The following is a 25,495-nucleotide window of genomic DNA, read 5'->3' on the forward strand; positions in this document are numbered from 1 at the left end:
ACCAACCTACTCAAGGTCCTCAGCCGAGGCGGTTGTCCACGAAGCACCAGCGCCAGTCCTCGCCGGGCTCCGCGGAGCGCATCACCGGGTGGGCGGCCTCCTCGGCATGCAGGCTGGCGTGCCGGCGGGGCGAGGAGTCGCAGCAGGCCATGTGCCCGCACTCCAGGCACTTGCGCAGGTGCACCCACTGGGTGAAGCCGTCCCGCACGCAGTCCTCGCACTCCCGCTCCACCCGGGACTCGACGTCGCGCGGCGCCGACCGGAGGTGCTCGCAGAGCGCGATGGTGCCCGCGATGCCGCTGACGGTCTCGGAGTCGTTGAGCTCCTCGTTGCGGGCCGTGCTGACGTCGAGCATGGACTCCTCCACGTCGAGCGTGGCGAGCACGTCCTCCACCACCTCGTGCGGGATCGACCCGGTGCTGCGCACGTGCAGCACCTTGGCCCGCTCGGCGTCGAGCATCTCCAGCCGCAACCGGGTGTAGGACTCGCTGGGAGTCTCCTCGCCGGGGTTGTTGCCGAGCCGCTCCCACGCCGCGGTGTTGCGCTGGGCGGACCGGTCGCGCAGCGACTGCACGGTGTTGAACGGGTCGTCGTCGTTGTGGTGCAGCTCCAGGACCTCCAGGCCCGCCGCCGACGCCTTCTCGAACAGCGCGGCCCGCGCCAGCGCGTCCTCCCGCGGGTCGGGCCGGGGCAGCTTGAGCGCCTTCACCAGCCACGGCAGCGTCGAGCCCTGGACGAAGAGCGTCGCGGCCGCCACGAACAGCGCGGTGAGGATCAGCGTCTCGCGGTAGTCGAACTCCTTGGGGATCGCGAACGCGGCCGCCAGGGTCACCACACCCCGCATCCCGGCCCAGCCGAGCACGGTGGTGTGCTGCCACGACGGGTGCTCCCCGGTCTCCCGGTCCCGGGCGGGCCGGACCAGCAGGTACCGGGCCGGGAACACCCACACCAGCCGGAGCACGACCACCGCGGCGAAGGTGGCCAGGCACAGCGTGACGACGTCGGTGACGGGTACGCCGCTGTCCTGCACGTCGCGCAGGATCCACCGGACCTGGAGCCCGATCAGCAGGAACACCACGTTCTCGAGCAGGAACTGGATGGTGCGCCAGTTCAGCCGCTCCGCGACCCGTGACCCGGCGGTCTGCAGGATCGGTGCCTTGTGGCCCAGCAGCAGGCCGGCGACCACCACGGCGAGCACGCCGGACCCGTGGATCTCCTCGGCCGCGACGTACGCGACGAACGGGGTGACCAGGGAGAGGCTGGTGTCGATCACCGGGTCGGTCACGCGGCGCCGCACGCGGCCCACGACGAAGTACAGGACCAGCCCGACGAGCACCCCGCCGGCCGCCGCGAGCACGAAGTCGAGGCCGACGTCCAGCACGGTGATCTGGTCGCCGAGGGCGACGGCGGTGCCCGCGCCGCCCACCGCGATGGCGGTGCGCAGCGCGACCAGGGCGGTCGCGTCGTTGAGCAGCGACTCGCCCTCCAGGATCGTGACGATCCGGCGCGGGATGCCGATCCGCCGGGCGATCGCGGTCGCGGAGACGGCGTCGGGAGGCGCGACGACCGCACCGAGGGCGAAGGCGGCGGGCCAGGTGACGGCCGGGATGACGGCGTAGGCGACCACGGCGACACCGACCGTGGTGAACGCGACGAGACCGATCGAGAGCAGGAGGATCGCGCGCCGGTTGGCGTTGAAGTCGACCAGGGAGGTCTGCAGGGCCGCGGCGTACAGCAGCGGCGGCAGCAGCCCGACCAGCACCACCTCCGAGGTCAGGTGGACCTCGGGGACGAACGGCAGGAAGGAGGCGCCGGCGCCGAGCGCGACGAGGACGAGGGGGGGCGGGCAGGTCGTACCGGCCGCAGAGGGCGGCGACGGCGATGACCACGACCGCGAGGGCAGAGAGGGAGAGGGCTACGTCCACCCGCCCATTCAACCGGACGGGTGTTCTCCGGGCGTTACGCCGGCTGCGCCACCCAGGTCATCGGGTCGCCCCAGCCGAGGTCCGGCACCCCGTGCTTGGCGAGTGCCATCACCACGAGGCAGCGGCGGTGCGCGGCGAAGGTCAGCACGTGGGCGATCATCCCGCCGTAGGTGAACACCTCCGCCGGCTCGCACAGCGCGTCGACGAAGGTGTCGTCCAGCCGGCCCTGCTCGGCCACCTCGCGCACCTGGGCGAGGTACGCCGGGCCCTCGACCGCCAGCCGGTCCCGCAGCGAGTCGACGGACTCGTGCTCCTCGACCGCCCAGTCGTAGGCCCGGTTCGCGACCGCCGCGTTCCACATGGCCATCTGGCCGACCAGCCGGGAGGCCAGGGACCGGATCGTCTGGTGGTCGTCGTCGACGTTGACCTCGATCGCCTCGTCGAGCTGGTCGTCGCTGAGCCGGGCGGCCCGCTCGACGATCTCTCCGGTCAGCCAGACGTGGTGCTCGACCATCTTGGTGAGCAGGTCCATGGGTGTCACCTTCTTCTCGGCGGGGAGCCGCAGGCTCCCGGGTGGGTGGAAGTGCACGTCGCTGGGCGCGTCGATCCGCAGCCGGGTGGGGTGCTCGCGCCACCGGCCGGGCCCGACGCCGTACGCCTTGGTGAACGCCCGGGTGAACGCCTCGTGCGAGCCGTACCCGGCCTCGACGGCGATGTCGAGGATCGTCCGGCGGGTGGTGGCCAGCCGGTACGCCGAGCGCTCGAGCAGGATCCGGCGGCGGAACCGGCTCGGTGACTCACCGGCGACCGAGGCGACGATCCGGTCGAGGTGGAACCGCGACAGGTACAGCCGGCCGGCCAGGTCCTCGGCGGTGGCCTCGTGGTCGTCGAGCGCGCCGGCGAGGACGTCCAGGAAGCCGGTGAAGTGGTCGGCGGCTGTGCTCATGCTCCCCATCCTGGCCAGCCGGTCCGGGCGGCCGCTTGATCAGTCTTGCGCAGCCAGCGCCCGGATCGCGGCGTCCAGCTCGCGGCGGTCGTCCCGGCGTACGACGGCCTCCACCACCTCGATGCCGCCGGCCGGGCTGGCCAGCGCGTGCTGCAGCTCGGCCACCGAGCCGACCTTCCAGTGCGGGGTGCGGGTGGCGGCGCAGAGGCTGGCCACGTCCACGCCGTGCGGGGTGCCGAACAGCTTGTCGTAGGACGCCGCGTGCTGCTCGGCGCCCTGCTCCAGGGAGGCGAAGATCGAGCCGCCGTCGTCGTTGACCACCACGATCGTCAGGTCCGGGCGTTCCTCGCCGGGCCCGATCAGCAGCCCGTTGGTGTCGTGCAGGAACGTCACGTCGCCGAGCAGGGCGATCGCCCGGGTGCTGCGCGGGCGACCCAGCGCGGCGCCGACCGCGCTCGACACCGAGCCGTCGATGCCGGCCAGGCCGCGGTTGCCGACGACCATCCGCCGGTCGCCGACCTGGTACCTCGCGACCATCAGGTCGAGGTCGCGCACGGGGTTGGAGGCGCCGACGAACAGCAGCCCGCCCGGGGGCAGCGCGGCGCTCACCGTGCCGGCGACCTGCTGGGGGGTCATCGCGCCCCGCTGCGCGAGGTGCTGGTCGAGCCGGCGGGACAGCTCGGCGTCGCGGCGCCGCCACTCCGCGAGCCAGGGGTCGGCCTCGCGCGCGGGCGGCGCCACCTTCTCGCTGGTGAACCAGCTCGCGTCCACGCCCTCGAGCTCGATCCGGTCGACCACGGCGTGCACGTGGTGCCCGGAGTCGGTCCAGCCCGACGGCCCCCGCACGGCGTACAGCTCGATGTCGTCGCGGGCCAGCAGCCGGCCGACCGGGCGCGAGAGGGTCGGGTGGCCGAACACCACGACCTGCTGGATGCGGCCGGCCAGGTCGGCGTCGCCGAGCAGCAGCCGGTAGGTCCGGATCGCCGCCTCGCCGGTGCGCGAGCCGCTGGTCGGCTCGGCGAGCAGCGGCCAGCCGGCGGCCTCGGCGAGCACCCGGGCCGGCGGACCCGCGTCGTCGCCCGCGACCACGACCGTGCGCAGGTCGCGGCTGACCGGCTCGGGCGTGGCGACCGGGCGGCCGCCCGGGGTCATCCAGGGGCCGCCGTCGGGCGCCCCGTCCAGCGCGCTCCCCCAGCCGTCACCGACGTCCGGGACCAGCGGCTCCTCGAACTGCACGTTGAGGTGCACCGGACCGGGCCGGCCGCCGAGCCGGCCGTTGGCGACCGCGGCGGTGCGGGCGGCCAGCGCCCGCCACCCGACGACCTGGCGCCGCTCGACCTCGCCGCTGCCCGGGTAGCCGGCCGGCACGTCCGCGTGCTCGCGCACCGCGGTCCCGAAGATCCCGGCCTGCTCGGTGGTCTGGTTGGCGTTGCTGCCGCGCAGCCGGGCCGGCCGGTCCGCGGTGACCAGGATCAGCTGCACCCCGGCGTGGGACGCCTCGAGCACCGCCGGGTGCAGGTTCGCGACCGCCGTGCCGCTGGTGGTGACCACCACGACGGGGCGCCGGCTGGTGCGCGCGATGCCCAGGGCCAGGAAGCCGGCGGACCGCTCGTCGATCCGGGTGTGCAGCCGCAGCCGGTCCTGGTCGCGGTGCGCCGCGAACGCCAGGGCCGCGCTGCGGGAGCCGGGGGCGAGCACCACGTCCCGGACACCGCAGCGGGCCAGCTCGTCGAGCAGCGTGGTGGCCAGCGCGGTGGAGGCGTTCGCCGGGGTCATGGTCGAGAACCTATCCCCGCGAGCCGGTCCCGCCAGTGCTGCTCGCGCTCCGGTGTGGCGCGGGTGCGGGCGAGCGCGGCCGCGTCGACCTCCGGGCGCACGACGGGCAGCCGGCCGTCGAGCGGCAGCAGCGGGTGCGCGACGACGTCGTCGGTGAGCAGCTGGACGGTCGCCAGGCCGCAGGCGAACGGCAGCTCGGGCAGCGCGGCCGCCAGCGCGACGCCGGCCGCGATGCCGACGCTGGTCTCCAGGGCGCTGGACACCACCACCGGCAGGCCGATGTCCTCGGCGATCCGCAGGCACGCGCGCACCCCGCCGAGCGGCTGCACCTTGAGCACCGCGACGTCGGCGGCCTCCAGGTCCCGGACCCGGTAGGGGTCCTCGGCCCGCCGGATCGACTCGTCGGCGGCGATCGGCACGGCCACCCGGCGCCGTACGACGGCCAGGTCCTCGACGTCCGTCACCGGCTGCTCGACGTACTCCAGCCCGCCGGCCGCCCGGTCCAGCACGGGGATCCGGCCGACCGCCTCGTCCACCGACCACAGGCCGTTGACGTCGATGCGGATCCGACCGTCCGGGCCGAGCGCGTCGCGGACCGCCTCGAGGCGGGCCTGGTCGTCGGCCAGGCTCTGGCCCGGCTCGCCGACCTTGACCTTGGCGGTGCGGCAGCCGTTGCCGGCCCGGACGATCGCCGCCGCCCGTTCGGCGTCGACGGCCGGGACCGTGACGTTGACCGGGACGCTGCTGCGCAGCGGTGCGGGCCAGCCGACGTCGGCGGCCTCGCGGGCGGCCCGCAGCCAGGGCGCGGCCACCGCGGCGTCGTACTCCAGGAACGGGCTGAACTCGCCCCACCCGGCGTCGCCGCGCAGCAGCATCCCCTCCCGGACGGTGATCCCCCGGAACCGCGTCGTCATGGGGATGGAGAACACGTTCACGGTCGACCCGGGCCTGGTGGCGGGTCGAGCCGGGCCTCCCGCTGCAGGGCGAGCCGGTCCGGCTTGCCGTTCGGCAGCAGCGGCAGCGCGTCCAGGGGTACGACGCGGCGCGGCGCCCACGCGCGGGGCAGGGCGTCGGCCACCCAGCCCCGTGCGGCGTCCAGGGCCAGGTCCCCGACCAGCAGCGCGACGACCGCGGCGCCCCACTCGGGATCGGGCACCCCGACCACCTCGGCGTCGCGCACCTCCGGGTGCTCCCGCAGCCGCGCCGCCACCGCCGTGGTGGGCACGTTGACGCCGCCGGAGACCACCACGTCGTCGACGCGTCCGTCGACCCGGAGCAGCCCGTCGTGGTCGATCCGGCCCAGGTCCTGGGTCACGAACCAGCCGCCCTCCTTGGCCTGCGCGGTGAGGTCGGGCCGCCCGTCGTACCCGGTGAAGACGACGGCGCCCCCGATCCGGACCCGCCCGTCGGCGCCGGTCTTGACCGCGACCCCGTCGAGGGGACGCCCGTCGTACACGCAGCCGCCGCAGGTCTCGCTCATCCCGTACGTCGCCACCACCCGGACCCCGGCGCGCTCGGCCCGGGTCCGCAGGGCCGGCTCGAGCCGCGCGCCGCCGACGAGCACGGTGTCGAAGCCGCGCAGGGCGTCCTCGTCGAGCATCCGCACGAGCTGGGTCGGGACCAGGGAGACGTACCGCCGCGCGCCGGTCATCGATGCGGCCGCCTCGCCGAACGGGCCGTCCTGGACGACCGGCTCGGTGCCGGCCCGGACGGAGCGGAACAGCACCTGGAGGCCGGCGACGTAGGACGGCGGGAGGTTCAGCAGCCACTGGCCCGGGCCGCCGAGCCGGGTGTGCGTCGCGTCGGCGGAGGCCCGCATCGCCGCCCGGGAGAGCAGCACGCGCTTGGGGGTGCCGGTCGAGCCGGACGTCTCGACGGCCAAAGGTGCGGGGTCCTCGGCGGCGTCCCACGCACGGAGCAGCGCCAGGATCTCGCCCGCCGTACCGTGCACGGGGTTCAGGCTGGGGCGGCTCACGAGCAGACACGGTATGCCTGCGAGAATCCCCGACTGTGACAACCCCAGCGCAGTGGCTCGAAGGTGCACGCCCCCGCACCCTGCCCGCGGCCGTCTCCCCCGTGCTCGCCGGCACCGGCGTCGCGGCCTACCTCGACCAGGCGGTCTGGTGGAAGGCGGCTCTCGCGCTGCTGGTCTCGCTCGCGCTCCAGGTCGGCGTGAACTACGCCAACGACTACTCCGACGGCATCCGCGGCACCGACGCCGACCGGGTCGGCCCGCTGCGGCTGGTCGGGTCGGGGGTCGCCTCGCCCGGGTCGGTGAAGGCCGCGGCGTTCGCGGCGTTCGGGGTCGCGATGGCGGCCGGGCTGGTGCTGGCCGCGACGACCGGGTGGTGGCTGGTGCTGGTCGGCGCGCTGGCGGTGGTCGCCGCGTGGTTCTACACCGGCGGCTCGCAGCCCTACGGCTACCACGCGCTCGGCGAGGTGATGGTGTTCGTGTTCTTCGGGCTGGTCGCGGTGATGGGGACGACGTACGTGCAGACCGAGTCGTTCCCGCTGCCCGCCCTGTACGCCGCGGTGGGGATCGGCGCGCTGGCCTGCGCGATCCTGGTGGCCAACAACGTGCGCGACGTGCCGACGGACCGCGAGTCGGGCAAGCGGACGCTGGCCGTCGTGCTCGGCGACGAGCGCAGCCGGTACCTCTACGCCCTGCTCGTCGGCGTGGCCGCGGTCGCCCTGGTCGCGCTCGGCCTGTCCACCAGCCGGCTGGCCTGGCTGGGCTTCGCCTTCCTGCTGCCGGCGGTCCCCGCGGCGCGGCTGGTGCTGACCGGCACCACCGACCGCGGGCTGGTCCCGGTGCTGCAGCGGACCGGCGTGGCCGAGCTGCTGTGGTCCCTCGGCGCCTTCGTCGGCCTCCTGCTCGCCACCGCCTGACCCGGGCCGGGCCGGTCGACCCGGGCCGGGACTCACCTCGAGCCGGGGCTCGGCTCACCTCGAGCCGGGGCTCAGTCGTCGAGCTCGTCGGCGGGCAGCGGCCCGAGGGTCTCGAAGGCCGGGAGGTACGGCGCCACGTCGCCGCGCTCGGTCCACCGACGGATCTGGGCGGCCGAGCGACGGCTCATCAGCGCCCGTGCCAGGTCGAACTCGCTCGCCCGCACGACGACCTCGGCGTCGGACGCGGGCCCGGACGAGCACCACTGCCACGACCCGCCGTACAACGCGATCGGCCTCGCGGCGCCGAGCCGGGCCTCGAACCGGCCCAGCATCCGGTCGCGCAGGGAGAGCAGGCCGGCGTTGTCGCGGGCGCCGGGCCGGCCGAGGGCGCCGCGCAGGTCCTGCTCGTGGATGACCAGGTCGCCGAGCGGCCGGGTGGTGAACTCCTGCATCCACCCGGTCAGCGGGCCGACGAGCGACCGCCACTCCTCCAGGAGCTCGCCGACCGTGCGACCGGCGCGCGCGTCGACCTGGCGCTGGGTCCAGGTGCTGTTGTGGTCGTCCGGCTCGTCGCCGGCCACCACGTCCGCGTCCAGGCCGATCATGTGCGAGAGCAGGTCCCGCACCGTCCAGTCCGGGCACGCGGGCACGCGACGAGCGGCCTCCTCCGCGCCGAGCGAGCCGACCAGGTCCGTCACGCGGCCGTAGGCGGCGCGCCACTCCTCCACAGCGTCCATGCCACCGAGCCAACCACGACACCGATAGTCCGTGACGTTCTTGCTCTGCTTCGGGGCCGGAACAGCAAGTCCGTCACGGACTATCGGGGGGTGGCGGCTCTCGGGCGGAGCACCTTGTGGGTGCCGTCGCACCACGGGGCCCGCTGCGTGCGCTCGCACGCGCACACCGCGACCACCGGGCGGGTCGTGGCGTGCACGGCGCCGTCCTTGGTCTCGACGCCGTCGGCGCCGCGGACCAGCCACGGACCACCGGGGCAGGCGCGCACCACGGCGTCGGTCTCGCCCACCGCCAGCTGCCCGTCGCGCAGCCGCACCGTCCCGCTCATGCGGCGGACCGGGCGGCCGACGTGCGGACGGCGGGCTCGACGGAGCGCAGCGAGCTCGCCCCGTCGCCGAAGCAGGCCAGCACGTGCTCGGCCAGCAGCTCGTCCATCAGCAGCGACACCGCGACCCCGAAGTGCACGTCCTCGGCCAGCGCCGGCTCGTGCTCGACGGCGGCCGCGCAGATGTCTCGGGTGGCGACCTGCTCGTGCACCGCGTCGGCCTCGACGTGCTCGTCGAAGTACTCCGCCATCGCCGGCGAGAGGTCGAGGCGGCGCAGGCCCTGGACGTACTTCCGGCAGGGCAGCGAGCTCGTGACCTCGATCGCCGCGAGGTGGCCGACGGCCGCGCCGCGCAGCCGGCGGTGCAGGCACAGCAGGCTCATCGCGTTGTTCAGCGCGAGCGTCGCGGCCGGCACCACGTCGACGTACGCGCCGTAGCTGCTGTCGAGCCCGCACTCGTCCATGCCCGCCGCGAACATCTGCGCGTGCTGGCGCTCGGGGCGCCCGGCGCCGTACTCGTCGAACTGCAGCTCGACGAGCGCGACCTTCGCCGCCCCGGGCAGCCGCGGGATGACGAACGTGTGCGGGTCGGCCTCCTTGAGCTGGTAGACGCTGCGGTGCACCAGCACCTCGCGGAACTGCTCGGCGGTCGCCTCCCGCTGCAGGAAGCGGCTCAGCGAGGGCCCGTCTGCGGCGTTCGCCTGGGCGAAGATCCGGTCGGCCACGTCCCCGGGGCCGTCGAGCGCCGCGGCCACCGGACCGGCCGTGAGCGCGCGCAGCTGCTCCTCGAACCGAGCCTCGAGCGCGCCGCGCAGGCGCAGCACCTCGGGGTCCCACTCGCGGCCGGCGTCGACGTCGTCGAACCCGCCGTAGTGCAGCTCGTAGGCCGTCCACAGCGCGAGCTGCAGGTCCTCGTCGCGTACGACGTCCTCGACCGCCTCGACCAGGGGCAGCAGCGCCGCCACGTCGAGCGGCGTGCCGTCGCGCAGGGAGTCGGTCAACGCCCGGCTGACCGGGCCGCGGTGGAGGGGGAGCTGCATCAGGGAGGGACCTCTCGGTGAGTGCGGGATCCCCGCGGTACCCCGCTCCCGGCCCCACAATCGCCCTCCGGGCTAAACACGAGACCCGGCTCACCCCTGCGCCCGGCCCGGCTCGACGGGGGCTCAGGCCCGGGTCACCGGACGCCCAGGGCCGGCTCGACCCAGGCGCCGGTCTCGTAGAACGTCTCCAGCGTCTGCGCGTACGGCGCGATGTCGATGCCCTGGGCCGCGAGCCAGTCGTCGTCGTAGTACGTCGCGGTGTACCGCTCCCCGCCGTCGCACAGCAGCGTCACCACGCTACCGGCCGTGCCCGCCGTGCGCATCGAGGAGACCAGCCGCAGCGCGCCCCACAGCGCGGTGCCCGTCGAGCCGCCGACCAGTCGGCCGGTGACCCGTGAGCACCACCGCATCGCGGCGACCGAGGCCGCGTCGGGCACCGACACCATCGCGTCGACGACGGTGGGGATGAAGGACGGCTCGACGCGGGGGCGGCCGATGCCCTCGATCCGCGAGCCGCGCCCGGTCCGGTAGCCGGGGTCGGAGGAGCGCCACCCCTCGAAGAACGCCGAGCCCTCGGGGTCCACCACGCAGACCTGGGTGTCGAAACGCCGGTAGCGCACGAAGCGTCCGATCGTCGCCGAGGTGCCGCCGGTCCCGGCGCCGACGACCACCCAGGCCGGGACCGGGTGCCGCTCCTGGGAGAGCTGCTCGAAGATCGACTCGGCGATGTTGTTGTTGCCGCGCCAGTCGGTGGCCCGCTCCGCGTAGGTGAACTGGTCCATGTAGTGGCCGCCGCTCTCGTCGGCGAGCCGGCGGGCCTCGTCGTACATCGTCGAGGGGTCCTCGACGAGGTGGCAGCGGCCGCCGTGGAACTCGATCAGCTCGATCTTGCCGCGCGAGGTGGTGGCCGGCATGACCGCGACGAACGGCAGCCCGAGCAGCCGGGCGAAGTACGCCTCGGACACCGCGGTGGAGCCCGAGGACGCCTCGATGACCGTAGTGCCCTCGCGGATCCAGCCGTTGCAGAGCGCGTAGAGGAACAGCGAGCGGGCCAGCCGGTGCTTCAGCGACCCGGTCGGGTGCACCGACTCGTCCTTGAGGTACAGGTCGACGTCCCAGCCCTCCGGCAGCGGGAAGACGTGCAGGTGCGTGTCGGCGGACCGGTTGCTGTCCGCCTCGACCTTGCGGATCGCCTCGTTGACCCAGGACCGGTCGTCGGGCCGGTGCACCTCGCGGCAGCAGCCGTCGACCCCGGACGTGGTCACGTCAGTCCTGGTCCTCACGGGACCGGGCCTCCTCGAACCGCGCGGTTGCGGCCCGGGCGCGGGCGTCGACCCGGGCGGCGAACCGCTCCCGGGGGCCCTGCAGGAGGTAGTAGGAGGCGACCGCGGAGATGACGGCGGCGGCCAGGAACGGCCACAGGATCGGCACGTGGTCGGTCCCGCGCACCAGCATGTAGACACCGGCGATCACGGCGTACGACGCGACGAACAGACCGACCCGCGCCAGGGTGTAGACGACGAACTCCTTCACGCCCTCAGGGTAGTCGCCGTGCGTACTGCACCAGACGGCGCGTGACCCCGCCCAGGAACTCCCGCTCGCGGACGGCGCCGGTCAGCAGCCAGCCGGTCCGCCCGTAGAACCGGCGCGCCCGGCCGGATCCTTCCAGCGTCCAGAGCACCACGTCGTCGCCGCCGATCCGGGGCAGCACCGCCTCGGTCAGCGCGGCCGCGGCGCCGGTGCCCCACGCGCGCGGGTGCACGTAGAGCCCGCCGATCTGCCCCGGGACGCCGTGCACGAACCCGCAGACCCCCTCCTCGTCCTCGGCGACCAGCAGCACCTCGTCGTCCGAGCTGCTCGCGACCACCGTCCCGGCGTCCCAGGCGGTCCGCCGGTACTCGACCTCGGCGGCCAGCACGTCCGCCGGGAACTGCCCGGCGTAGCCGACCGCCCAGGCGTCGGCGTGCACGACGGCGAGCGCCGCGGCGTCCTCGGGTCGGGCATCACGGATCGGCCTCATTCCCCGATGCTGGCACGGTCCGGCTTGATCACGTGCCTACATTGGAGGCGTGGGTAAGTTCCTGCTCGTCGTGATCGTGTTCGCCGCTCTCGTGTATGCCGTCTTCTGGCTCATCGAGCGTCACCGGGGCGGAGCGCCCGCCCGCGGCCGTCGTACCCCTCCGAAGCCGCCGCGCACGCTCGCGCCGGACGACGACGAGGACTTCCTGCGGGACCTCAACCGTCGGCAGCGCAAGCGGGACGACGACCGCCCCAACAACGAGTAGCGGGTCGGCTCAGCCGCCGGCGTACGAGTGCAGGCTGCCGCTGCCGAAGAAGAAGTTGATCCCGACGAAGTTGAACAGCAGGGACGCGAACCCGACCAGCGCGATGACCGACGCGGCCTTGCCCTTCCAGCCGGCGGTCGCCCGGGCGTGCAGGTAGGCGGCGTAGATCACCCAGGTGATGAACGCCCACACCTCCTTGGGGTCCCAGTTCCAGTAGCTGCCCCAGGCGTACTCCGCCCAGATCGGCCCGGCGACCAGCGCCGCGAAGGTCCAGATCGGGAAGCCGAACGCGTTGACCCGGTAGCCGACCCGCTCCAGGGCCTCGAGCGAGGGCAGCCGGCTGAGGTAGCCGCCGGCGCGCACCGTGCCGCGCCGGGTGGCCCGGTCCTTGACGAGGAACAGGGTCAGGGCCAGCGCCCCGACCGCGAATGCGCCGGAGGCGATCACCGCGGCGAGCACGTGGATCACCAGCCAGTAGGAGTGCAGCGCGGGCACCAGCGGGCCGGCGTCCTGGTAGAGCACCAGCTGGTCGAGCATCAGCACGACGACCAGGAAGCCGGTGACGATCACGCCCATCCAGCGCAGGTGGTGGCGCTTCATCAGCACGAGGTACATCACGCTGACGCCGAAGGTGCCCGCCAGCGTGAACTCGTACATGTTGCCCCAGGGCACCCGGACCGGGTCGCTGGCGAGGCCGCGGCTGACCAGCCCGCTGAAGTGCAGCAGGCAGCCGAGCACGGTCAGCGCGAGGCCGATCCGCCCGAACACCTCCGAGTTGTCAGGCGGTGGCACGGCTCCAGCCGATTCAGCGCCTGACAGCTCGGCGGAAGGGGCGCCGACACTCGCCAGCGCGGGTTCCTTGACGGTCACCGCGCGCAGCGCGACCCACTCGGCGAGGTGCGCGAGGAACGCCAGCACGTAGACGATCGAGGCGAACATGATGGCGTTGTCGCTGAAGGCTGCGAACTCCGCGGTGCTCACGCGTGCTCCCTGCTGTCGGTAGCGCTGTCTGGGTCGTGGACTGGGTCGTGGTCCGGGTCGTGGTCCGGGCCGCCGGCCGCCGGCTCTCCCCGCAGGAGCCGCTCGAGGGCGTCGATCTCGGCGGCCAGGTCGCCGCCCGAGCTGCGGTCGAGACCGGCCAGCTCCACCACGGTACGTCGCCCGTCGTCGCCCCCGCGGGCGACCCGGACCCAGGCCCGGCGGGGCCGGATGAACAGCGAGCCCATCAGGCCGACGATGCCGAGCAGCACGCCGGCCAGCGCGATGCCCTTGCCCGGGGAGTCGCTGACCTGGAGCTTGACCCAGCGGTCGACCCGGTCGAAGTGGATCGAGCCCATGTCGTCGGGCAGCTGCACGGTGTCCCCCGGCGAGAGCTTGATCCGGGCGTTCGGCCCGAGCCGCTTGGGGTCGGAGCTCGGGAAGGTCTTCATGTGGCGCATGTCGATCGAGTAGACCGACTGCGGCTTGCCGGTGTCGAGGCCGAGGTCGCCGTGCGACGGGGTCAGCGAGAGCACCGGGTCGAGCTTGTCGGGGAACTGCGAGAACGGCCCGGTCGCGCGGGTGTAGCCGTAGGTCGGGTAGAAGAAGCCCTCGAACCCGAGCTGCTCGGGCTGCGCGTCCAGCACCTTGAGCACCCCGAAGGACGAGAACGACGCGTCCTGCGGGAGGAACACCACGGGACCGGTGTAGGCGACGTTGCCGTCGCCGTCGCGGACGGTGACGACCGGCGCGTAGCCGTGGCCCACCAGGAAGACGCTCGCGCCGTCCACGGTCAGCGGGTGGTTCACCGCGAGGTCGTGGGTCTGCGGCGCGGCGTCCGGGGAGGTCCGGTAGGTGATGTTCGCGTCGAAGGACTCCGGCTGGCCCATCGCCGGGCCGCTGGTCTGGAACTTCACGTGGAAGTCGTCGACCTTGAGGCTGAGCGGCGTGAGCCGGTCCGGGGAGAACAGCTTGCCGGGCGCGAAGTCGTCGTACTGGCTCAGCGAGTTGGAGAAGCCGTTGCCGACCACGGTGACCACACCACCCTTGTAGCCGAACATCTGGCCGTAGGCGAAGCCGACCAGCACGACCAGCACCGAGACGTGGAACAGCAGGTTGCCGGCCTCGCGCAGGTAGCCGCGCTCCGCGGAGAGCGCGCCGCCCTCCCGGTCGGCGACCCGGTAGTGCTTCTTGCGGAGCACGGCGCGGGCCCGGGCGAGGACCGCGTCGGTGTCCTCGTCGAGCTCGAAGCGGCGGGACTCGGGCAGCCGGCCGAGGTGCCGCGGGACGCGCGGCGGCTCGGCGCGGAAGCCGCGCCAGTAGATCCGCAGCCGCGGCACGATGCAGCCGACCAGGGAGATCCCCAGCAGGAGGTAGATCGCGGAGAACCAGACCGACCCGAAGACGTCGAACATCCCGAGCTTGTCGTAGATCGGGGTGAGCTGCGGGTGCTTGTCCTGCCAGTCGGCGACCTTGACCGCGTCGATGTTGCGCTGCGGGACGACGGACCCGGGGACCGCCGCGAGCGCGAGCAGGAACAGCAGCACCAGCGCGGTGCGCATCGACGTGAGCTGCCGCCAGGCCCAGCGGGACAGCTCGACCGGGCTCAGCGCCGGCGGGGAGGACGGCGGCTGCGGCGGCTGGGAGGCCGAGCCGCCGGCCTCGGTGCGGTCGGTCGTGACGGTCACAGCGGGGACTCCACGACGGGGAACAAGCCGCGCAGCTCGCCGACCCACTGGTCCCACAGGCCGGTCACGAGCAGCAGCCCCACGAAGATCAGCATCATCCCGCCGACGCGGGTCACCCACAGCTGGTGCCGGCGGACCCAGCGCACGGCGCCGAGCGTCCGCCGGAAGGCCAGCCCGGCGACCAGGAACGGCACGCCGAGGCCCAGGGAGTAGGCCAGGCTGAGCAGCGCCCCGCGGCCGGCGGTGCCCTCGTTCATCGCCAGCGCCTGTACGGCGGTCAGGGTCGGCCCGATGCACGGGGTCCAGCCGAGACCGAACAGCACGCCGAGCAGGGGCGCCGCCGCGAGGCCGACCGCGGGCACCCGGTGGATCCGCAGGTCGCGCTGCAGGAACGGCACCAGCCCGACGAACGCGACGCCGAGCAGGATCGTCACGAAGCCGAGCACCACGCTGATCTGCCGGTTGTAGGCCAGCAGCCAGTCGCCGAGCGAGCCGAAGAACGCGCCGTACGCGACGAAGACGAAGGAGAACCCGAGCACGAACAGGAAGCTGCCGAGCACCATCCGCCCGCGCCGGGCGTTCTCGAGGTCCACGCCGGACAGGCCGGTGGCGTAGGACAGGTAGCCCGGCAGCAGCGGGACGACGCACGGCGAGAAGAACGAGACCAGGCCGGCCAGCAGCGCCACCGGCAGCGCGAGCAGCATCGACCCGGACAGGGCGGTCACCTGGAACCAGGAGCCCACGTCGAGCAGGGTCATGAGGCGTCCTCGACCAGGTCGTCCAGCGTGGTGCGGGTGATCGGGCCGATCACGCTGCCGGACACCCGGCCCTGCGCGTCGACGACCACGGTGCTCGGCACCGTCGTCGCCGGCAGCGTCCCGCGGAACGCCAGCAGCGTGGAGCCCTGCTGGTCGTAGATGCTCGGGTAGGGGATCTTGAAGCGCCGCACGAACGCCCGGGCGTTGCCGGCGCTGGGGTCGCGGCTGTCGATGCCGAGGAACTCCACGCCCCGGGGACCGAGCTCGCGGGAGGCGTCGGCGAGCATGCCGGCCTCGGCCCGGCAGGGCCCGCACCAGGACCCCCACACGTTGACCACCACGACCTTGCCGCGGTAGTCGGCCAGCGACACCTGGTCGCCGTCCAGCGTGGTGCCGGCGACCGCACCCGGGGCCTTCCGGTCCGCGGCGGTCTTCACCGAGGTGATGATGCCCTTGCCGGCGACGAACCCCTGGTCGCCGCCGGAGGAGGAGATGTCGTTCGAGCAGCCCGCGAGCAGCCCACCGCACAGCAGGGCGGCGAGGGCGAGGACGCGGGGGCGGCTGGTCATGCGGGTGGTGCCTCGTCGGCCGGCTCGGTGCCGCCGGCGGAGAACGTGTGCTTGCGGTCCTTGACCGGGATCAGGTCCGCGGCGGGCTCGGAGTAGCGCAGCGTGACCAGCTCGTCGCCGTCGAAGACCAGCGACGTCAGGCTGCACAGCGTGCACTGCCGGTTGCGGGGGTTGTGCAGGAAGGACCGGCCCTCGACGTGCAGCCGGGTCGTCCAGATCGGCAGCTGGTGGGAGACGACGACCGCCTCGTGGCCGCGGGCCGAGTCGCGGGCGTCGTACACCGCCGCCATCATCCGCGCGGCGACCGTCTTGTAGGGCTCGCCCCACGACGGCTGGAAGGGGTTCCACAGGTGCGGCCAGGACGACGGGCGCCGGACGATGCCGTCGCCGACGCTGAACCGCCGGCCCTCGAAGATGTTCGTGGACTCGATCACCCGCGCGTCGGTGACGATGTCGACGCCCCGGGCCAGGGCGAGCGGGCGGGCGGTCTCCTGGGCGCGCTCGAGCGGCGAGGCCACCACGTGGGTGATGTCCCGGTCGCCGACCGCGTCGGCGATCCGCTGGGCCATCTGCCGGCCGAGCCGCGAGAGGTGGTAGCCGGGCAGCCGGCCGTAGAGCACGCCCTCGGGGTTGTGCACCTCGCCGTGCCGCAGGAGGTGCACGGTGGTCCGGTCGCTCATCGGGCCCCCCCGGACGGTCGACGCGCTGACGTCGACGGCGGCCGCGGCGCGGGCGGCGGCCGGGAGGGCGGACAGGATCCGGTCCAGCGCCCGGTCGTCGTGGGCGGCGGAGAGGAACCACACCTCGAACGCGCTCGGGGGGAGGTAGACGCCCCGGTCCAGCATCGCGTGGAAGAAGGCCTTGTAGCGCTCGGGGTGCTGGGCGCTCGCCGCCGCGAAGTCCGGGACCTCGGTGACGCCCGGGTCGGTGAAGAACACGCTGAACATGTTGCCCACGTGCTGCACGACGTGCGGGACGCCGGCCTGGACGAGGGCGGCACCGGCCGCCTCCCGGACGACCTGCGCGGCGCGGTCGAGGTGCGCGTAGACCTCGTCGGTGGCGAGTGTCAGGGTGGCCAGGCCGGCGGTGGTCGCGACCGGGTTCCCCGAGAGCGTCCCGGCCTGGTAGACCGGCCCCTCCGGCGAGAGCATCGACATCACGTCGGCCCGCCCGCCGAACGCCGCGGCCGGGAACCCGCCGCCCATCACCTTGCCGAAGGTCGTCAGGTCGGGCGCCCAGCCCTCGACGGCGCCGTCGAGGCCCCAGTGCCCGGAGCGGGTGACCCGGAAGCCGGTCATCACCTCGTCGCTCACGAACAGCGCGCCGTGCGCCCGGCAGGTCTCGGCCAGCAGCCGGTTGAAGCCGGGCCGCGGCGGGACGACGCCCATGTTGCCGGGAGCGGCCTCGGTGATCACGCAGGCGATGTCGTCGCCGTGCTCGGCGAAGGCCGCGGCCAGCGCCTCGGGGTCGTTGTAGGGCAGCACCAGCGTCGCGGCGGTGGACGCCGCGGGCACGCCGGGGGTGCCGGGGACCGAGAACGTCGCGAGGCCGGAGCCGGCCTGGGCCAGCAGCGAGTCGACGTGCCCGTGGTAGCAGCCGGCGAACTTCACGACCAGCTCGCGGCCGGTGAACCCGCGGGCCAGCCGGATCGCGGACATCGTCGCCTCGGTGCCGGAGGACACGAACCGCACCTTCTCCACGGGCGTGCGGGCGACGATCGCCTCGGCGAGCTCGACCTCCGGCCGCGTCGGGGTGCCGTACGACGTCCCGCGACCCACGGCCGCGTGCACGGCCTCGAGGACCTGGGGGTGGGCGTGGCCGAGGAGCATCGGGCCCCAGCTGCCGACGAGGTCGACGTACTCGGTGCCGTCGACGTCGTACAGGTAGGGACCGGAGGCCCGCTCGATGAAGCGTGGCGTGCCGCCGACGGCGTTGAACGCCCGGACCGGGGAGTTGACCCCGCCCGGCGTCACGGCGTGCGCCCGCGCGAAGAGGGCGGCCGACTCCCGCGTGGACGCGGCGGTCGTGGGGGAAGCGGCGTCAGGCTCGGCAGTCACCCCGGCATTCTCCCCCCGCAACCGGCCCCGACCACGAACCCGGTCCCCGCCGCCGGGGTGTGAGACGCGCTACGGTCCGTGTGACGCACGTCGCACGGCCGGTGTGACCCCCGGCACGTAACCCGGGAGACCCCGGGTCGTTTTACGTGTGAGTGGGAGAACCACCGGGTATCAGTCGGTCCACCGGCTGGGCGCCGGCGGCAGGGGATCAGGGAGACCACGACATGGCGTCGCACACACGGTTCAGCACGTTCCAGAAGGCCACGGCCCTGGTGCCGCTGGCGCTGCTCTCCGGGGCCTGGACGACCAGCCTGACCGTGACCAGCGCCGGCGCCGAGGGCCAGGACGGCCGGCTCCCCGACGGCACCAGCATCCCCGACCAGGCCATCAAGGCCCCCGCCAGCGTGTCGCAGCCCGGGGAGATCGCCCCGGGCGTGCCCACCGGCTCGGCCCGCAAGGTGCTCGCCGACGCCTCCACCAACGGCATCCCCTCGGCGGCGCTGTCGGCCTACCAGCGCGCCGCGCAGGTCATCGACTCCGCGGACCCCGGCTGCCACGTCGACTGGCCGCTGATCGCCGCCATCGGCCGCGTCGAGTCCAACCACGGCCGGTACGGCGGCAACACCCTGGACTCCCACGGCGTGAGCCGTCCCGGCATCTACGGCATCCCGCTCGACGGCAGCAACGGCACCTCCGCGGTGGCCGACTCCGACGCCGGGCAGTACGACAACGACCCCACCCTGGACCGGGCGGTCGGCCCGATGCAGTTCATCCCCTCGACCTGGTCGGTCGTCGGCGTGGACGGCGACGGCGACGGCAAGCGCAACCCGCAGGACATCGACGACGCGGCGCTCGCCACCGCCGTCTACCTCTGCTCCGGCGACGAGGACCTTTCCTCCACGGCCGGCCAGCGCTCGGCGGTCTACCGCTACAACCACAGCCAGGACTACGTCGACCTGGTGCTGTCGATCATGGCGGCCTACGCCGGCGGCGACTACTCCTCGGTGCCCACCAGCTCCGCAGGCACCACCACCTTCACCCCCGACTACGGCGACTCGGTGATGGCCTCCGGGATCACCGGCTACCACCGCCCGAAGGCGCACGCGCCGCGCTCCGGGTCGACCACCCGCGGCGGCTCGACCCCGTCGGCCGCGAGCACGCCCGGCGCCACGTCGACCCCCGGCACGACCGGGTCGACGACCGGCAGCGGCAGCGGCAGCGGCGGCAGCGGTGCGGGCAGCGGCTCGGTCACCAGCCAGGCGCCGGGCCGCCCGGCCTCCCAGCCGCCGGCCCCCGTCACCCAGACCCTCTCGGCCCTCGACAAGGCCAAGCAGACCTGCCAGAACAGCTTCAGCGCTGCGCAGATCTCCTCGCTCGGCGGACTGACGGCGTGCGGCAACGCCGTCCTGGCCCAGGGGCTGTCCGCGGTCACCGGCCTGCTGAACCCGCCCGCGCCCGGCGGCGGCACGACCGGCGGCGGCACGACCCCGCCGGCCCCGGCCACGCTGACCCGGGCGGAGGCCACCGCGCAGTGCCTCGCCAGCGGGATCAGCCAGCTCGACGTCACCGCTCTGAACGCCTGCGTCGACCGGCTGATGGCCGGCTGACGGGCACGCCCACCCGGGCCTCCGGCAGGTCCGACCCGGCTCAGAGCCGCCCGGCGAACTCCGCGGCCCAGTAGGTCAGGATCACGTCGGCGCCGGCCCGCCGGATCGAGGTGAGGGTCTCCAGGATCGCGGCGTCCCGGTCGATCCAGCCGTGGGCCGCGGCGGCCTCGACCATGGCGTACTCCCCCGAGATGTTGTACGCCGCGACGGGCACGTCGACGGCCTCGCGCACCGCGCGCACCACGTCGAGGTAGGCCAGCGCCGGCTTCACCATCACCAGGTCGGCTCCCTCCTCGACGTCCAGCAGCGCCTCGCGGACGCCCTCGACGACGTTGCCGCCGTCCTGCTGGTAGGTCCGCCGGTCGCCCTGCAGCGAGGAGTCGACGGCCTCGCGGAACGGCCCGAAGAAGGCGGAGGCGTACTTCGCGGAGTAGGCCATGATCCCCACGTCGTGGTGGCCGGCGGCCTCGAGCGCCTGCCGGATCACCCCGACCTGGCCGTCCATCATCCCGCTCGGCCCCACGAGGTCCACCCCGGCCGCGGCCTGGGCGAGCGCCATCTCGGCGTACACCTCGAGGGTCGCGTCGTTGTCGACGGCGCCGGAGGCGGTGAGCACGCCGCAGTGGCCGTGGTCGGTGAACTCGTCGAGGCACAGGTCGGCCATCACCGGCAGGGCGTCGCCGACCTCCGCGACGCAGTCCGCGATCGCGACGTTGAGGATGCCGTCGGGGTCGACGGCGCCGGTGCCCCGGGCGTCCTTGGCCGTCGGGATGCCGAACAGCATCACGCCGCCCAGCCCGAGGGCGGCCGCCTCCGCGACCGCCTTGCGCAGCGAGTCACGCGAGTGCTGCACGACCCCCGGCATGCTGCTGATCGGGGTCGGCTCGGCCGCCCCCTCCCGCACGAACACCGGCAGCACCAGCTGCCGGGCCTGCACCGAGGTCTCGGCGACCAGCCGGCGCAGCGCCGGGGTGCGGCGCAGCCGGCGGGGGCGGGAGGCGGGGAAGCTCATCGACGGGCTCCGATCAGGTGGCCCGGCGACGGGCCGAGGGACGACGCTCGGACGGGCGGGTGACCGGCTGGCCGGCCTCCAGGAGGGAGGCCCGGCGCGAGGCGCCGAAGTCGGCGAGCGCGTCGACGAGCACCTCGACGGACGGCGCGGGCGCCATCACGTCGACCCGGAGGCCGTGCTCCTCGGCGGTCTTGGCCGTGGCCGGCCCGATCACCGCGATGATCGTCGAGGTGTGCGGCTTGCCGGCGATGCCGACCAGGTTGCGCACCGTCGAGGACGAGGTGAACACGACCGCGTCGAACTTGCCGGACTTGATCGCCTCCCGCGTCGGCGCCGGCGGCGGGGTGGCCCGCACGGTCCGGTAGGCGGTGACGTCGTCGACCTCCCAGCCGAGGTCCAGCAGCCCGGCGACCAGGGTCTCCGTGGCGATGTCGGCCCGCGGCAGGAACACCCGGTTGATCGGGTCGAGCAGGTCGTCGTACGGCGGCCAGTCCTCGAGCAGGCCACGGGCGGACTGCTCGCCGGACGGGACGAGGTCCGCGCGCAGGCCCCACCTCTCGATCGCGGCAGCGGTCTTCTCGCCGACCGCGGCGATCTTCAGGCCGGAGAACGCGCGGGCGTCGAGGCCGTACTCGTCGAACTTCTCGCGCACCGCCTTGACCGCGTTGACCGAGGTGAAGGCGATCCACTCGTAGCGGCCCTCGACCAGGCCACGGATGGCCTTGTCCATCTGCTGGGGGTTGCGCGGCGGCTCGACCGAGATGGTCGGCACCTCCTCGGGCACCGAGCCGTAGCCGCGGAGCCGGGCCGACAGCGTGCCGGCCTGCTCCTTGGTGCGCGGCACCAGCACCCGCCAGCCGAACAGCGGCTTGGTCTCGAACCAGGACAGCGCGGTGCGCAGGTCGACGACGTCACCGATCACGGTGACCGCCGGCGGGGTCATCCGGGCGGACCGGACGTCGGCGCCGACCCGGGCGAGCGTGGAGACCAGGGTCTCCTGCTCGGTGGTGGTGCCGACCCGGGTCATCGCGACGGGGGTCTCCGGGTTGCGGCCGGCGTCGACCAGCGCCGCGGCCACCTCGCCGATGGAGCTCACCGCCGACAGCAGCACCAGGGTGCGGTCGTCGGCGTACTGCGACCAGTCGACCTTCGCGTCGGAGCAGTTCACGACCGCGACCTCGCGGTGCTTCTTGTCGGTCAGCGGCACGCCGGCGTAGGCCGGGACCGCCGTGACCGAGGAGACGCCCGGGACGATCTCGAAGCCGACCCCGGCCTTGACGCAGGCCTGGGCCTCCTCGGGACCGGAGGCGTAGACGAACGGGTCGCCGGCCATCAGCCGGACCACCCGCTTGCCGGAGCGCGCCTGCTTGACGATCACCTTGGCGCGGCCGGCGTGCGTGAGCGGCTGGCCGTCCTGGCCGAAGCCGCCGTCGACGACCTCGACGTGCGGGCACAGCGACTCGACGAGGGCGGCGTGCTCGGGTGCCTCGGTGACGACGATCTCGGCCTGCCGCAGCAGGTCGACGGCACGCACGGTCAGCAGCTCGGGGTCACCCGGGCCGCTGCCGACGAACGACACGAAGCCGATCGGGAGCGCGGACTTGACCGGCGCCTCGACCGTCTTCGCCGCCGAGCTGCGCGCCGGTGACGTCTTCTTCGCGGCCGCCGTCACGGGCGTGCTCGCGGTCTGGCTGCTCTTGGTTGGGGTGTTGCTCACAGTCGCCTTCTTGCTACTTGTGGTGGGCTGTGTCTCGTTCGTGCTCACGACGTCTGCTCCTCGATGAGCGTCGACGCCCCGTCTTCCAGCATCTCCTCGGCCAGTGCCCGGCCGACCTTCTCCGCGTCCCCCGGCGCCCCGCTCGCGGACCGCCGTACGGCGACCGCACCGTCCGCGGAGAGCGCCACGGCCCGGAGCCAGAGCTCGTCACCGTCCTCACCCTCCGCGATGTCGGCCAGGGCCCCGACCGGGGCCGAGCACCCCGCCTCGAGGGTGGCCAGCACCGAACGCTCCGCGGTGACGGCCGCCCGGGTGCGGTGGTCGTCGATCGCGTCACGCACCTGCAGCGCGAGCTCCAGGTCGGAGGCCCGGCACTCGACCGCCAACGCACCCTGCCCGGGGGCGGGGAGCATCTGCAGCGGGTCGAGCACCTCGGTCACCTCGTCCATGCGTCCGAGCCGGGCGAGGCCGGCTCGGGCCAGGACGACGGCGTCCACCTCTCCGGAGGACACCTTGCCGATCCGGGTGTCCACGTTGCCACGAATTGCCACCACGTCGAAACCGAGACCGAGCGCGTGCAGCTGCGCGGACCGTCGCGGCGACCCCGTGCCGATGCGCGCACCGGCCGGGAGCTCGCCCAGGGTGAGCCCGTCGCGGGCCACCACCGCGTCGCGCGGATCCTCCCGCACGGGTATGGCGGCCAGGGTGATCTGCTCGTCCGGGGTGGTGGGCAGGTCCTTGAGGGAGTGCACCGCCAGGTCGACCTCGCCGCGCAGCAGCGCCTCGCGCAGGGCGCTGACGAACACGCCGGTGCCCCCCCATGGAGGCCAGCGGCGCGGCGGACAGGTCGCCCTCGGTGGTCACCTCGACGAGCACGACGTCGCGGCCCAGCCGGGTGCGCAGCGCGGCGGCCACGTGCTCGGACTGGGTCCGGGCCAGCAGCGAGCGCCGGGTGCCGAGGCGGATCGGGGCCTGGCTCATATGCCCTCCGCCCGGGTGACGGCCTCGACCGCGTCGGGGTCGAGGGAGAACAGCTCGGCGAGCGCCGCGGCGTAGGACACCGCACCGGTCTCGTTGGCCAGCTCCTTGACCCGCACGGTGGGCTGGTGGAGCAGCTTGTCGGCGACCCGGCGCACGGCGTGCTCCACCTCGGCGCGGACGCCGTCGTCGAGCCCGGGCAGCCGGGACATCAGCCGCTGCATCTCGCCGTCGACGATCCCGGTGGCCATCGTGCGCAGCGCGACGACGGTCGGGGTGACGGTGGCGGAGCGGCGGGCGGCCAGGAAGGCGGCGAGCTCCTGCGCGACGATCTCGCGGACCGCGGCCACGTCGGTGGCGCTGTCGCCCTCGTTGACCTCCTCGGCCAGCCGGGCGAGCCCGTAGAGGGAGACGCCCGGCAGGTCGCCGACGGCGGGGTCGACGTCGTGCGGCAGCGCCAGGTCGATGACGGCGAGCGGCCGCTCGGCGCCGACCCGGGCCGCGGCCACCACCTCCAGCGGCAGCACCACCCCGGTCGCGCCGGTGCAGGACACCAGCAGGTCCGCGTCGGCCATCACCGCGCCGACCTGGCTGAGCGGCACCGCGCGCCCGTCGTACTGCTCGGCGAGGCGCCGTGCGTTGGCCTCGGTGCGGCTCGCGACCACCACCTCGGCGGCGCCGAGCCGGGACACGGTCGCGACGGCCAGCCCGGCCATCGAGCCGGCGCCGACGACGAGCACCTTCTTGCCCTCGACGGGGCCCACGTCGGCGGCCGCGCGGTCGAGGGCCAGGGAGACCAGGGACGGTGCGGCGCGCGCGATGTCGGTCTCGGCGTGCACCCGCTTGCCGACCCGCAGGGCCTGCTGGAACAGGACGTTGAGCGCGGGGCCGATGGTGCCGGCCTCCTGGCCGAGGCGCAGCGCGTGGCGGGCCTGGCCGAGGATCTGGCTCTCGCCGACGACCATCGAGTCCAGCCCGGAGGCCACCCCGAACAGGTGCGAGACGGCGCCGTCGTCGTAGTGCACGTAGAGGTGCTGCACGACCTCCTCGGGCGCCTCGTCGGAGAGCTCGCACAGCAGCCGCGAGACCCGCTCGACGCTGCCGTGGAAGCGGTCCACCTCGGCGTAGATCTCGATGCGGTTGCAGGTGGTCAGCGCCGTCGCGCCGAGCACGTGCTCGCAGGCCGCCACCGCGTGCACGAGCTTCTCGACGCCGTCGGCGTCCAGCGCCAGGCGCTCGAGGACGGAGACCGGCGCGGTCTTGTGGGAGACCCCCACCACCAGCACGCTCATGCGCCCACCACCCCGTCGAGCTCGGCGGCCAGGGTCTGGTCCGCGAGGGACTTGCGCTGCTCGTGGTAGGCGAGGATCTGCAGCTCGATGGACAGGTCCACCTTGCGTACGTCGACCCCGTCGGGCACCGACAGCACGGCCGGCGCGAAGTTCAGGATGCTGGTCACGCCGGCGGCGACGAGCCGGTCGCAGACGTCCTGCGCGGCCGGGGCCGGGGTGGCGATGACGCCGATCGCGACGCCGTGGTCCTCCACGAGGCCCTCGAGGTCGTCGAAGGCGCGGATGCCGAGGCCGCTGACGACCTCGCCGAGCCGGTCGGGGTCGGCGTCGAGCAGCGCGACGATCCGGAAGCCCCGCGAGGAGAACCCGCTGTAGTTGGCCAGCGCGTGCCCGAGGTTGCCGATCCCGACGATCACGACCGGCCAGTCCTGGGTCACGCCGATCTCGCGGGCGATCTGGTAGCGGAGGTACTCCACGTCGTACCCGACCCCGCGGGTGCCGTAGGAGCCGAGGTAGGACAGGTCCTTGCGGAGCTTGGCGCTGTTCACCCCGGCGGCGGTGGCGAGCTCCTCGCTGGAGCAGGTCGCGGTGCCGCGCTCGGACAGGCTGATCAGCGCTCGCAGGTAGACCGGCAGCCGGGCGACGGTGGCCTCCGGGATGCCACGCTCCTGGGGCTTCGCAGACGTCGGACGGGGGCTCCCCTCGGCGGGGGGTCCCGGGCCGAGGACTACGTGGCGGGGTCACGCTTCTCCTGACGTCGAGAGCTGCGGTCTGGGCCGTCGGTCTCGCACGGGCGGGCGGCTTCCCGACGAGTGCGGGAGCGACCGTGTCGACCCGTTCCGGGCCGGCGGCGAATTCACTCTAGGAGTTTGTGAACGTGAGAACAAACTGAGCGGTAGCGGGCACTAGCACATGTGA

General features: G+C 73.9%; 22 protein-coding genes and 3 pseudogenes. 3 read left to right on the plus strand and 22 right to left on the minus strand.

Translation table 11 applies throughout. The annotated features are described in order from the left end of the window. Positions 1-19 precede the first annotated feature (19 nt). The 5 genes from KRR39_RS17005 to KRR39_RS17025 are packed head-to-tail and all read right to left on the minus strand — an operon-like array spanning position 20 to position 6,622. Complete coding sequence (locus tag KRR39_RS17005) at positions 20-1,903, minus strand: Na+/H+ antiporter (RefSeq protein ID WP_367303749.1); 1,884 nt, start codon at positions 1,901-1,903, stop codon at positions 20-22. Between the two features lie 56 nt (positions 1,904-1,959). Beyond that, positions 1,960-2,871 carry a helix-turn-helix transcriptional regulator gene (locus KRR39_RS17010; protein ID WP_216938683.1) on the minus strand — a complete coding sequence of 304 codons (912 nt, stop codon included), beginning with the start codon at positions 2,869-2,871 and terminating at the stop codon, positions 1,960-1,962. Positions 2,872-2,910: 39 nt separating this feature from the next. After that, on the minus strand, positions 2,911-4,647 hold the full coding sequence (gene menD / locus KRR39_RS17015; protein ID WP_216938684.1) for a 2-succinyl-5-enolpyruvyl-6-hydroxy-3-cyclohexene-1-carboxylic-acid synthase: 1,737 nt from the start codon (positions 4,645-4,647) through the stop codon (positions 2,911-2,913). Further along, positions 4,644-5,582: an o-succinylbenzoate synthase gene (locus tag KRR39_RS17020; protein ID WP_216938685.1), complete on the minus strand. Its 939-nt coding sequence runs from the start codon at positions 5,580-5,582 to the stop codon at positions 4,644-4,646. Before KRR39_RS17020 ends, menD begins: the two co-directional genes overlap by 4 nt. Further along, a complete protein-coding gene (locus tag KRR39_RS17025; RefSeq protein WP_254185210.1) occupies positions 5,579-6,622 on the minus strand; it encodes an AMP-binding protein in 1,044 nt (347 codons plus the stop codon). The genes KRR39_RS17020 and KRR39_RS17025 overlap by 4 nt, the downstream gene beginning before the upstream one ends. A gap of 35 nt (positions 6,623-6,657) precedes the next feature. Between KRR39_RS17025 and KRR39_RS17030 the strand changes: the two genes are divergently transcribed. Then, the gene (locus KRR39_RS17030) at positions 6,658-7,536 is read left to right on the plus strand and encodes a 1,4-dihydroxy-2-naphthoate polyprenyltransferase (protein ID WP_216938686.1); all 879 of its coding nucleotides are present in this window, start codon (positions 6,658-6,660) and stop codon (positions 7,534-7,536) included. A 71-nt stretch (positions 7,537-7,607) separates the two neighbouring features. On the opposite strand, the gene KRR39_RS17035 is transcribed toward KRR39_RS17030, so the two are convergent. The 6 genes from KRR39_RS17035 to KRR39_RS17060 form a co-directional block, all read right to left on the minus strand. Continuing rightward, positions 7,608-8,273, minus strand: coding sequence for a maleylpyruvate isomerase family mycothiol-dependent enzyme (locus KRR39_RS17035; protein WP_216938687.1), 666 nt, complete (start codon positions 8,271-8,273; stop codon positions 7,608-7,610). An 80-nt stretch (positions 8,274-8,353) separates the two neighbouring features. Beyond that, on the minus strand, positions 8,354-8,599 hold the full coding sequence (locus tag KRR39_RS17040) for a CDGSH iron-sulfur domain-containing protein (RefSeq protein ID WP_216938688.1): 246 nt from the start codon (positions 8,597-8,599) through the stop codon (positions 8,354-8,356). Continuing rightward, positions 8,596-9,636, minus strand: a complete 1,041-nt coding sequence (locus KRR39_RS17045; protein WP_216938689.1) for an iron-containing redox enzyme family protein — start codon at positions 9,634-9,636, stop codon at positions 8,596-8,598. The genes KRR39_RS17040 and KRR39_RS17045 overlap by 4 nt, the downstream gene beginning before the upstream one ends. Positions 9,637-9,770: 134 nt before the next feature. Continuing rightward, positions 9,771-10,901, minus strand: a complete 1,131-nt coding sequence (gene cds1, locus KRR39_RS17050; RefSeq protein ID WP_436971989.1) for an L-cysteine desulfhydrase Cds1 — start codon at positions 10,899-10,901, stop codon at positions 9,771-9,773. A 1-nt stretch (position 10,902) separates the two neighbouring features. Then, positions 10,903-11,169 carry a DUF4229 domain-containing protein gene (locus tag KRR39_RS17055; RefSeq protein ID WP_216938690.1) on the minus strand — a complete coding sequence of 89 codons (267 nt, stop codon included), beginning with the start codon at positions 11,167-11,169 and terminating at the stop codon, positions 10,903-10,905. A gap of 4 nt (positions 11,170-11,173) precedes the next feature. Further along, positions 11,174-11,656, minus strand: coding sequence for a GNAT family N-acetyltransferase (locus tag KRR39_RS17060; RefSeq protein ID WP_216938691.1), 483 nt, complete (start codon positions 11,654-11,656; stop codon positions 11,174-11,176). Positions 11,657-11,705: 49 nt separating this feature from the next. On the opposite strand from KRR39_RS17060, the gene KRR39_RS17065 reads away from it, so the two are divergent. Further along, positions 11,706-11,921, plus strand: coding sequence for a hypothetical protein (locus KRR39_RS17065; protein WP_216938692.1), 216 nt, complete (start codon positions 11,706-11,708; stop codon positions 11,919-11,921). 9 nt (positions 11,922-11,930) lie between these two features. On the opposite strand, the gene ccsB is transcribed toward KRR39_RS17065, so the two are convergent. The 6 genes and pseudogenes from ccsB to hemL form a co-directional block, all read right to left on the minus strand. Next, the gene (ccsB, locus tag KRR39_RS17070; protein WP_254185211.1) at positions 11,931-12,902 is read right to left on the minus strand and encodes a c-type cytochrome biogenesis protein CcsB; all 972 of its coding nucleotides are present in this window, start codon (positions 12,900-12,902) and stop codon (positions 11,931-11,933) included. Next, positions 12,899-14,587, minus strand: a complete 1,689-nt coding sequence (resB, locus tag KRR39_RS17075; protein ID WP_254185212.1) for a cytochrome c biogenesis protein ResB — start codon at positions 14,585-14,587, stop codon at positions 12,899-12,901. The genes ccsB and resB overlap by 4 nt, the downstream gene beginning before the upstream one ends. Beyond that, complete coding sequence (locus KRR39_RS17080; RefSeq protein ID WP_254185213.1) at positions 14,584-15,345, minus strand: cytochrome c biogenesis CcdA family protein; 762 nt, start codon at positions 15,343-15,345, stop codon at positions 14,584-14,586. The genes resB and KRR39_RS17080 overlap by 4 nt, the downstream gene beginning before the upstream one ends. Further along, positions 15,342-15,914 (minus strand): TlpA disulfide reductase family protein, encoded by a 573-nt coding sequence (locus KRR39_RS17085; RefSeq protein ID WP_216938693.1) that lies wholly within the window; start codon positions 15,912-15,914, stop codon positions 15,342-15,344. Before KRR39_RS17085 ends, KRR39_RS17080 begins: the two co-directional genes overlap by 4 nt. Then, positions 15,911-16,594, minus strand: coding sequence for a histidine phosphatase family protein (locus KRR39_RS17090; protein ID WP_216942748.1), 684 nt, complete (start codon positions 16,592-16,594; stop codon positions 15,911-15,913). Before KRR39_RS17090 ends, KRR39_RS17085 begins: the two co-directional genes overlap by 4 nt. Before the next feature lie 33 nt (positions 16,595-16,627). Continuing rightward, positions 16,628-17,971, minus strand: a pseudogene (gene hemL, locus KRR39_RS17095) (glutamate-1-semialdehyde 2,1-aminomutase); the annotation flags it as partial. A 224-nt stretch (positions 17,972-18,195) separates the two neighbouring features. Between hemL and KRR39_RS17100 the strand changes: the two are divergent. Further along, positions 18,196-19,578, plus strand: a complete 1,383-nt coding sequence (locus KRR39_RS17100) for a lytic transglycosylase domain-containing protein (RefSeq protein ID WP_216938694.1) — start codon at positions 18,196-18,198, stop codon at positions 19,576-19,578. A 40-nt stretch (positions 19,579-19,618) separates the two neighbouring features. Here KRR39_RS17100 and hemB read toward each other — a convergent pair whose 3' ends face one another. The 5 genes and pseudogenes from hemB to KRR39_RS17125 all read right to left on the minus strand — a co-directional run. Next, positions 19,619-20,590, minus strand: a complete 972-nt coding sequence (gene hemB / locus KRR39_RS17105; protein ID WP_216938695.1) for a porphobilinogen synthase — start codon at positions 20,588-20,590, stop codon at positions 19,619-19,621. 13 nt (positions 20,591-20,603) lie between these two features. Continuing rightward, complete coding sequence (locus KRR39_RS17110) at positions 20,604-22,169, minus strand: bifunctional uroporphyrinogen-III C-methyltransferase/uroporphyrinogen-III synthase (RefSeq protein WP_254185757.1); 1,566 nt, start codon at positions 22,167-22,169, stop codon at positions 20,604-20,606. A 182-nt stretch (positions 22,170-22,351) separates the two neighbouring features. After that, positions 22,352-23,288, minus strand: a pseudogene (gene hemC, locus KRR39_RS17115) (hydroxymethylbilane synthase). Then, positions 23,285-24,577 carry a glutamyl-tRNA reductase gene (locus KRR39_RS17120; RefSeq protein WP_216938697.1) on the minus strand — a complete coding sequence of 431 codons (1,293 nt, stop codon included), beginning with the start codon at positions 24,575-24,577 and terminating at the stop codon, positions 23,285-23,287. The pseudogene hemC and the gene KRR39_RS17120 overlap by 4 nt, the downstream one beginning before the upstream one ends. Beyond that, positions 24,574-25,272: pseudogene (locus KRR39_RS17125) on the minus strand (redox-sensing transcriptional repressor Rex); the annotation flags it as partial. The pseudogene KRR39_RS17125 and the gene KRR39_RS17120, both read right to left, overlap by 4 nt. Positions 25,273-25,495 lie beyond the last annotated feature (223 nt).

Origin of the sequence: Nocardioides panacis, from assembly GCF_019039255.1 — a bacterium.
Taxonomy (GTDB): Bacteria; Actinomycetota; Actinomycetes; order Propionibacteriales; family Nocardioidaceae; genus Nocardioides_B; species Nocardioides_B panacis.

Bases quoted from the DNA above. Each gene is read 5' to 3' on its own strand.
- KRR39_RS17010 (WP_216938683.1), bottom strand. From the start codon at position 2,871: ATGAGCACAGCCGCCGACCACTTCACCGGCTTCCTGGACGTCCTCGCC.
- menD (WP_216938684.1), bottom strand. From the start codon at position 4,647: ATGACCCCGGCGAACGCCTCCACCGCGCTGGCCACCACGCTGCTCGAC.
- KRR39_RS17035 (WP_216938687.1), bottom strand. From the start codon at position 8,273: ATGGACGCTGTGGAGGAGTGGCGCGCCGCCTACGGCCGCGTGACGGAC.
- KRR39_RS17040 (WP_216938688.1), bottom strand. From the start codon at position 8,599: ATGAGCGGGACGGTGCGGCTGCGCGACGGGCAGCTGGCGGTGGGCGAG.
- KRR39_RS17045 (WP_216938689.1), bottom strand. From the start codon at position 9,636: ATGCAGCTCCCCCTCCACCGCGGCCCGGTCAGCCGGGCGTTGACCGAC.
- KRR39_RS17060 (WP_216938691.1), bottom strand. From the start codon at position 11,656: ATGAGGCCGATCCGTGATGCCCGACCCGAGGACGCCGCGGCGCTCGCC.
- KRR39_RS17080 (WP_254185213.1), bottom strand. From the start codon at position 15,345: ATGACCCTGCTCGACGTGGGCTCCTGGTTCCAGGTGACCGCCCTGTCC.
- KRR39_RS17085 (WP_216938693.1), bottom strand. From the start codon at position 15,914: ATGACCAGCCGCCCCCGCGTCCTCGCCCTCGCCGCCCTGCTGTGCGGT.
- KRR39_RS17090 (WP_216942748.1), bottom strand. From the start codon at position 16,594: ATGAGCGACCGGACCACCGTGCACCTCCTGCGGCACGGCGAGGTGCAC.
- KRR39_RS17100 (WP_216938694.1), top strand. From the start codon at position 18,196: ATGGCGTCGCACACACGGTTCAGCACGTTCCAGAAGGCCACGGCCCTG.
- hemB (WP_216938695.1), bottom strand. From the start codon at position 20,590: ATGAGCTTCCCCGCCTCCCGCCCCCGCCGGCTGCGCCGCACCCCGGCG.
- KRR39_RS17120 (WP_216938697.1), bottom strand. From the start codon at position 24,577: ATGAGCGTGCTGGTGGTGGGGGTCTCCCACAAGACCGCGCCGGTCTCC.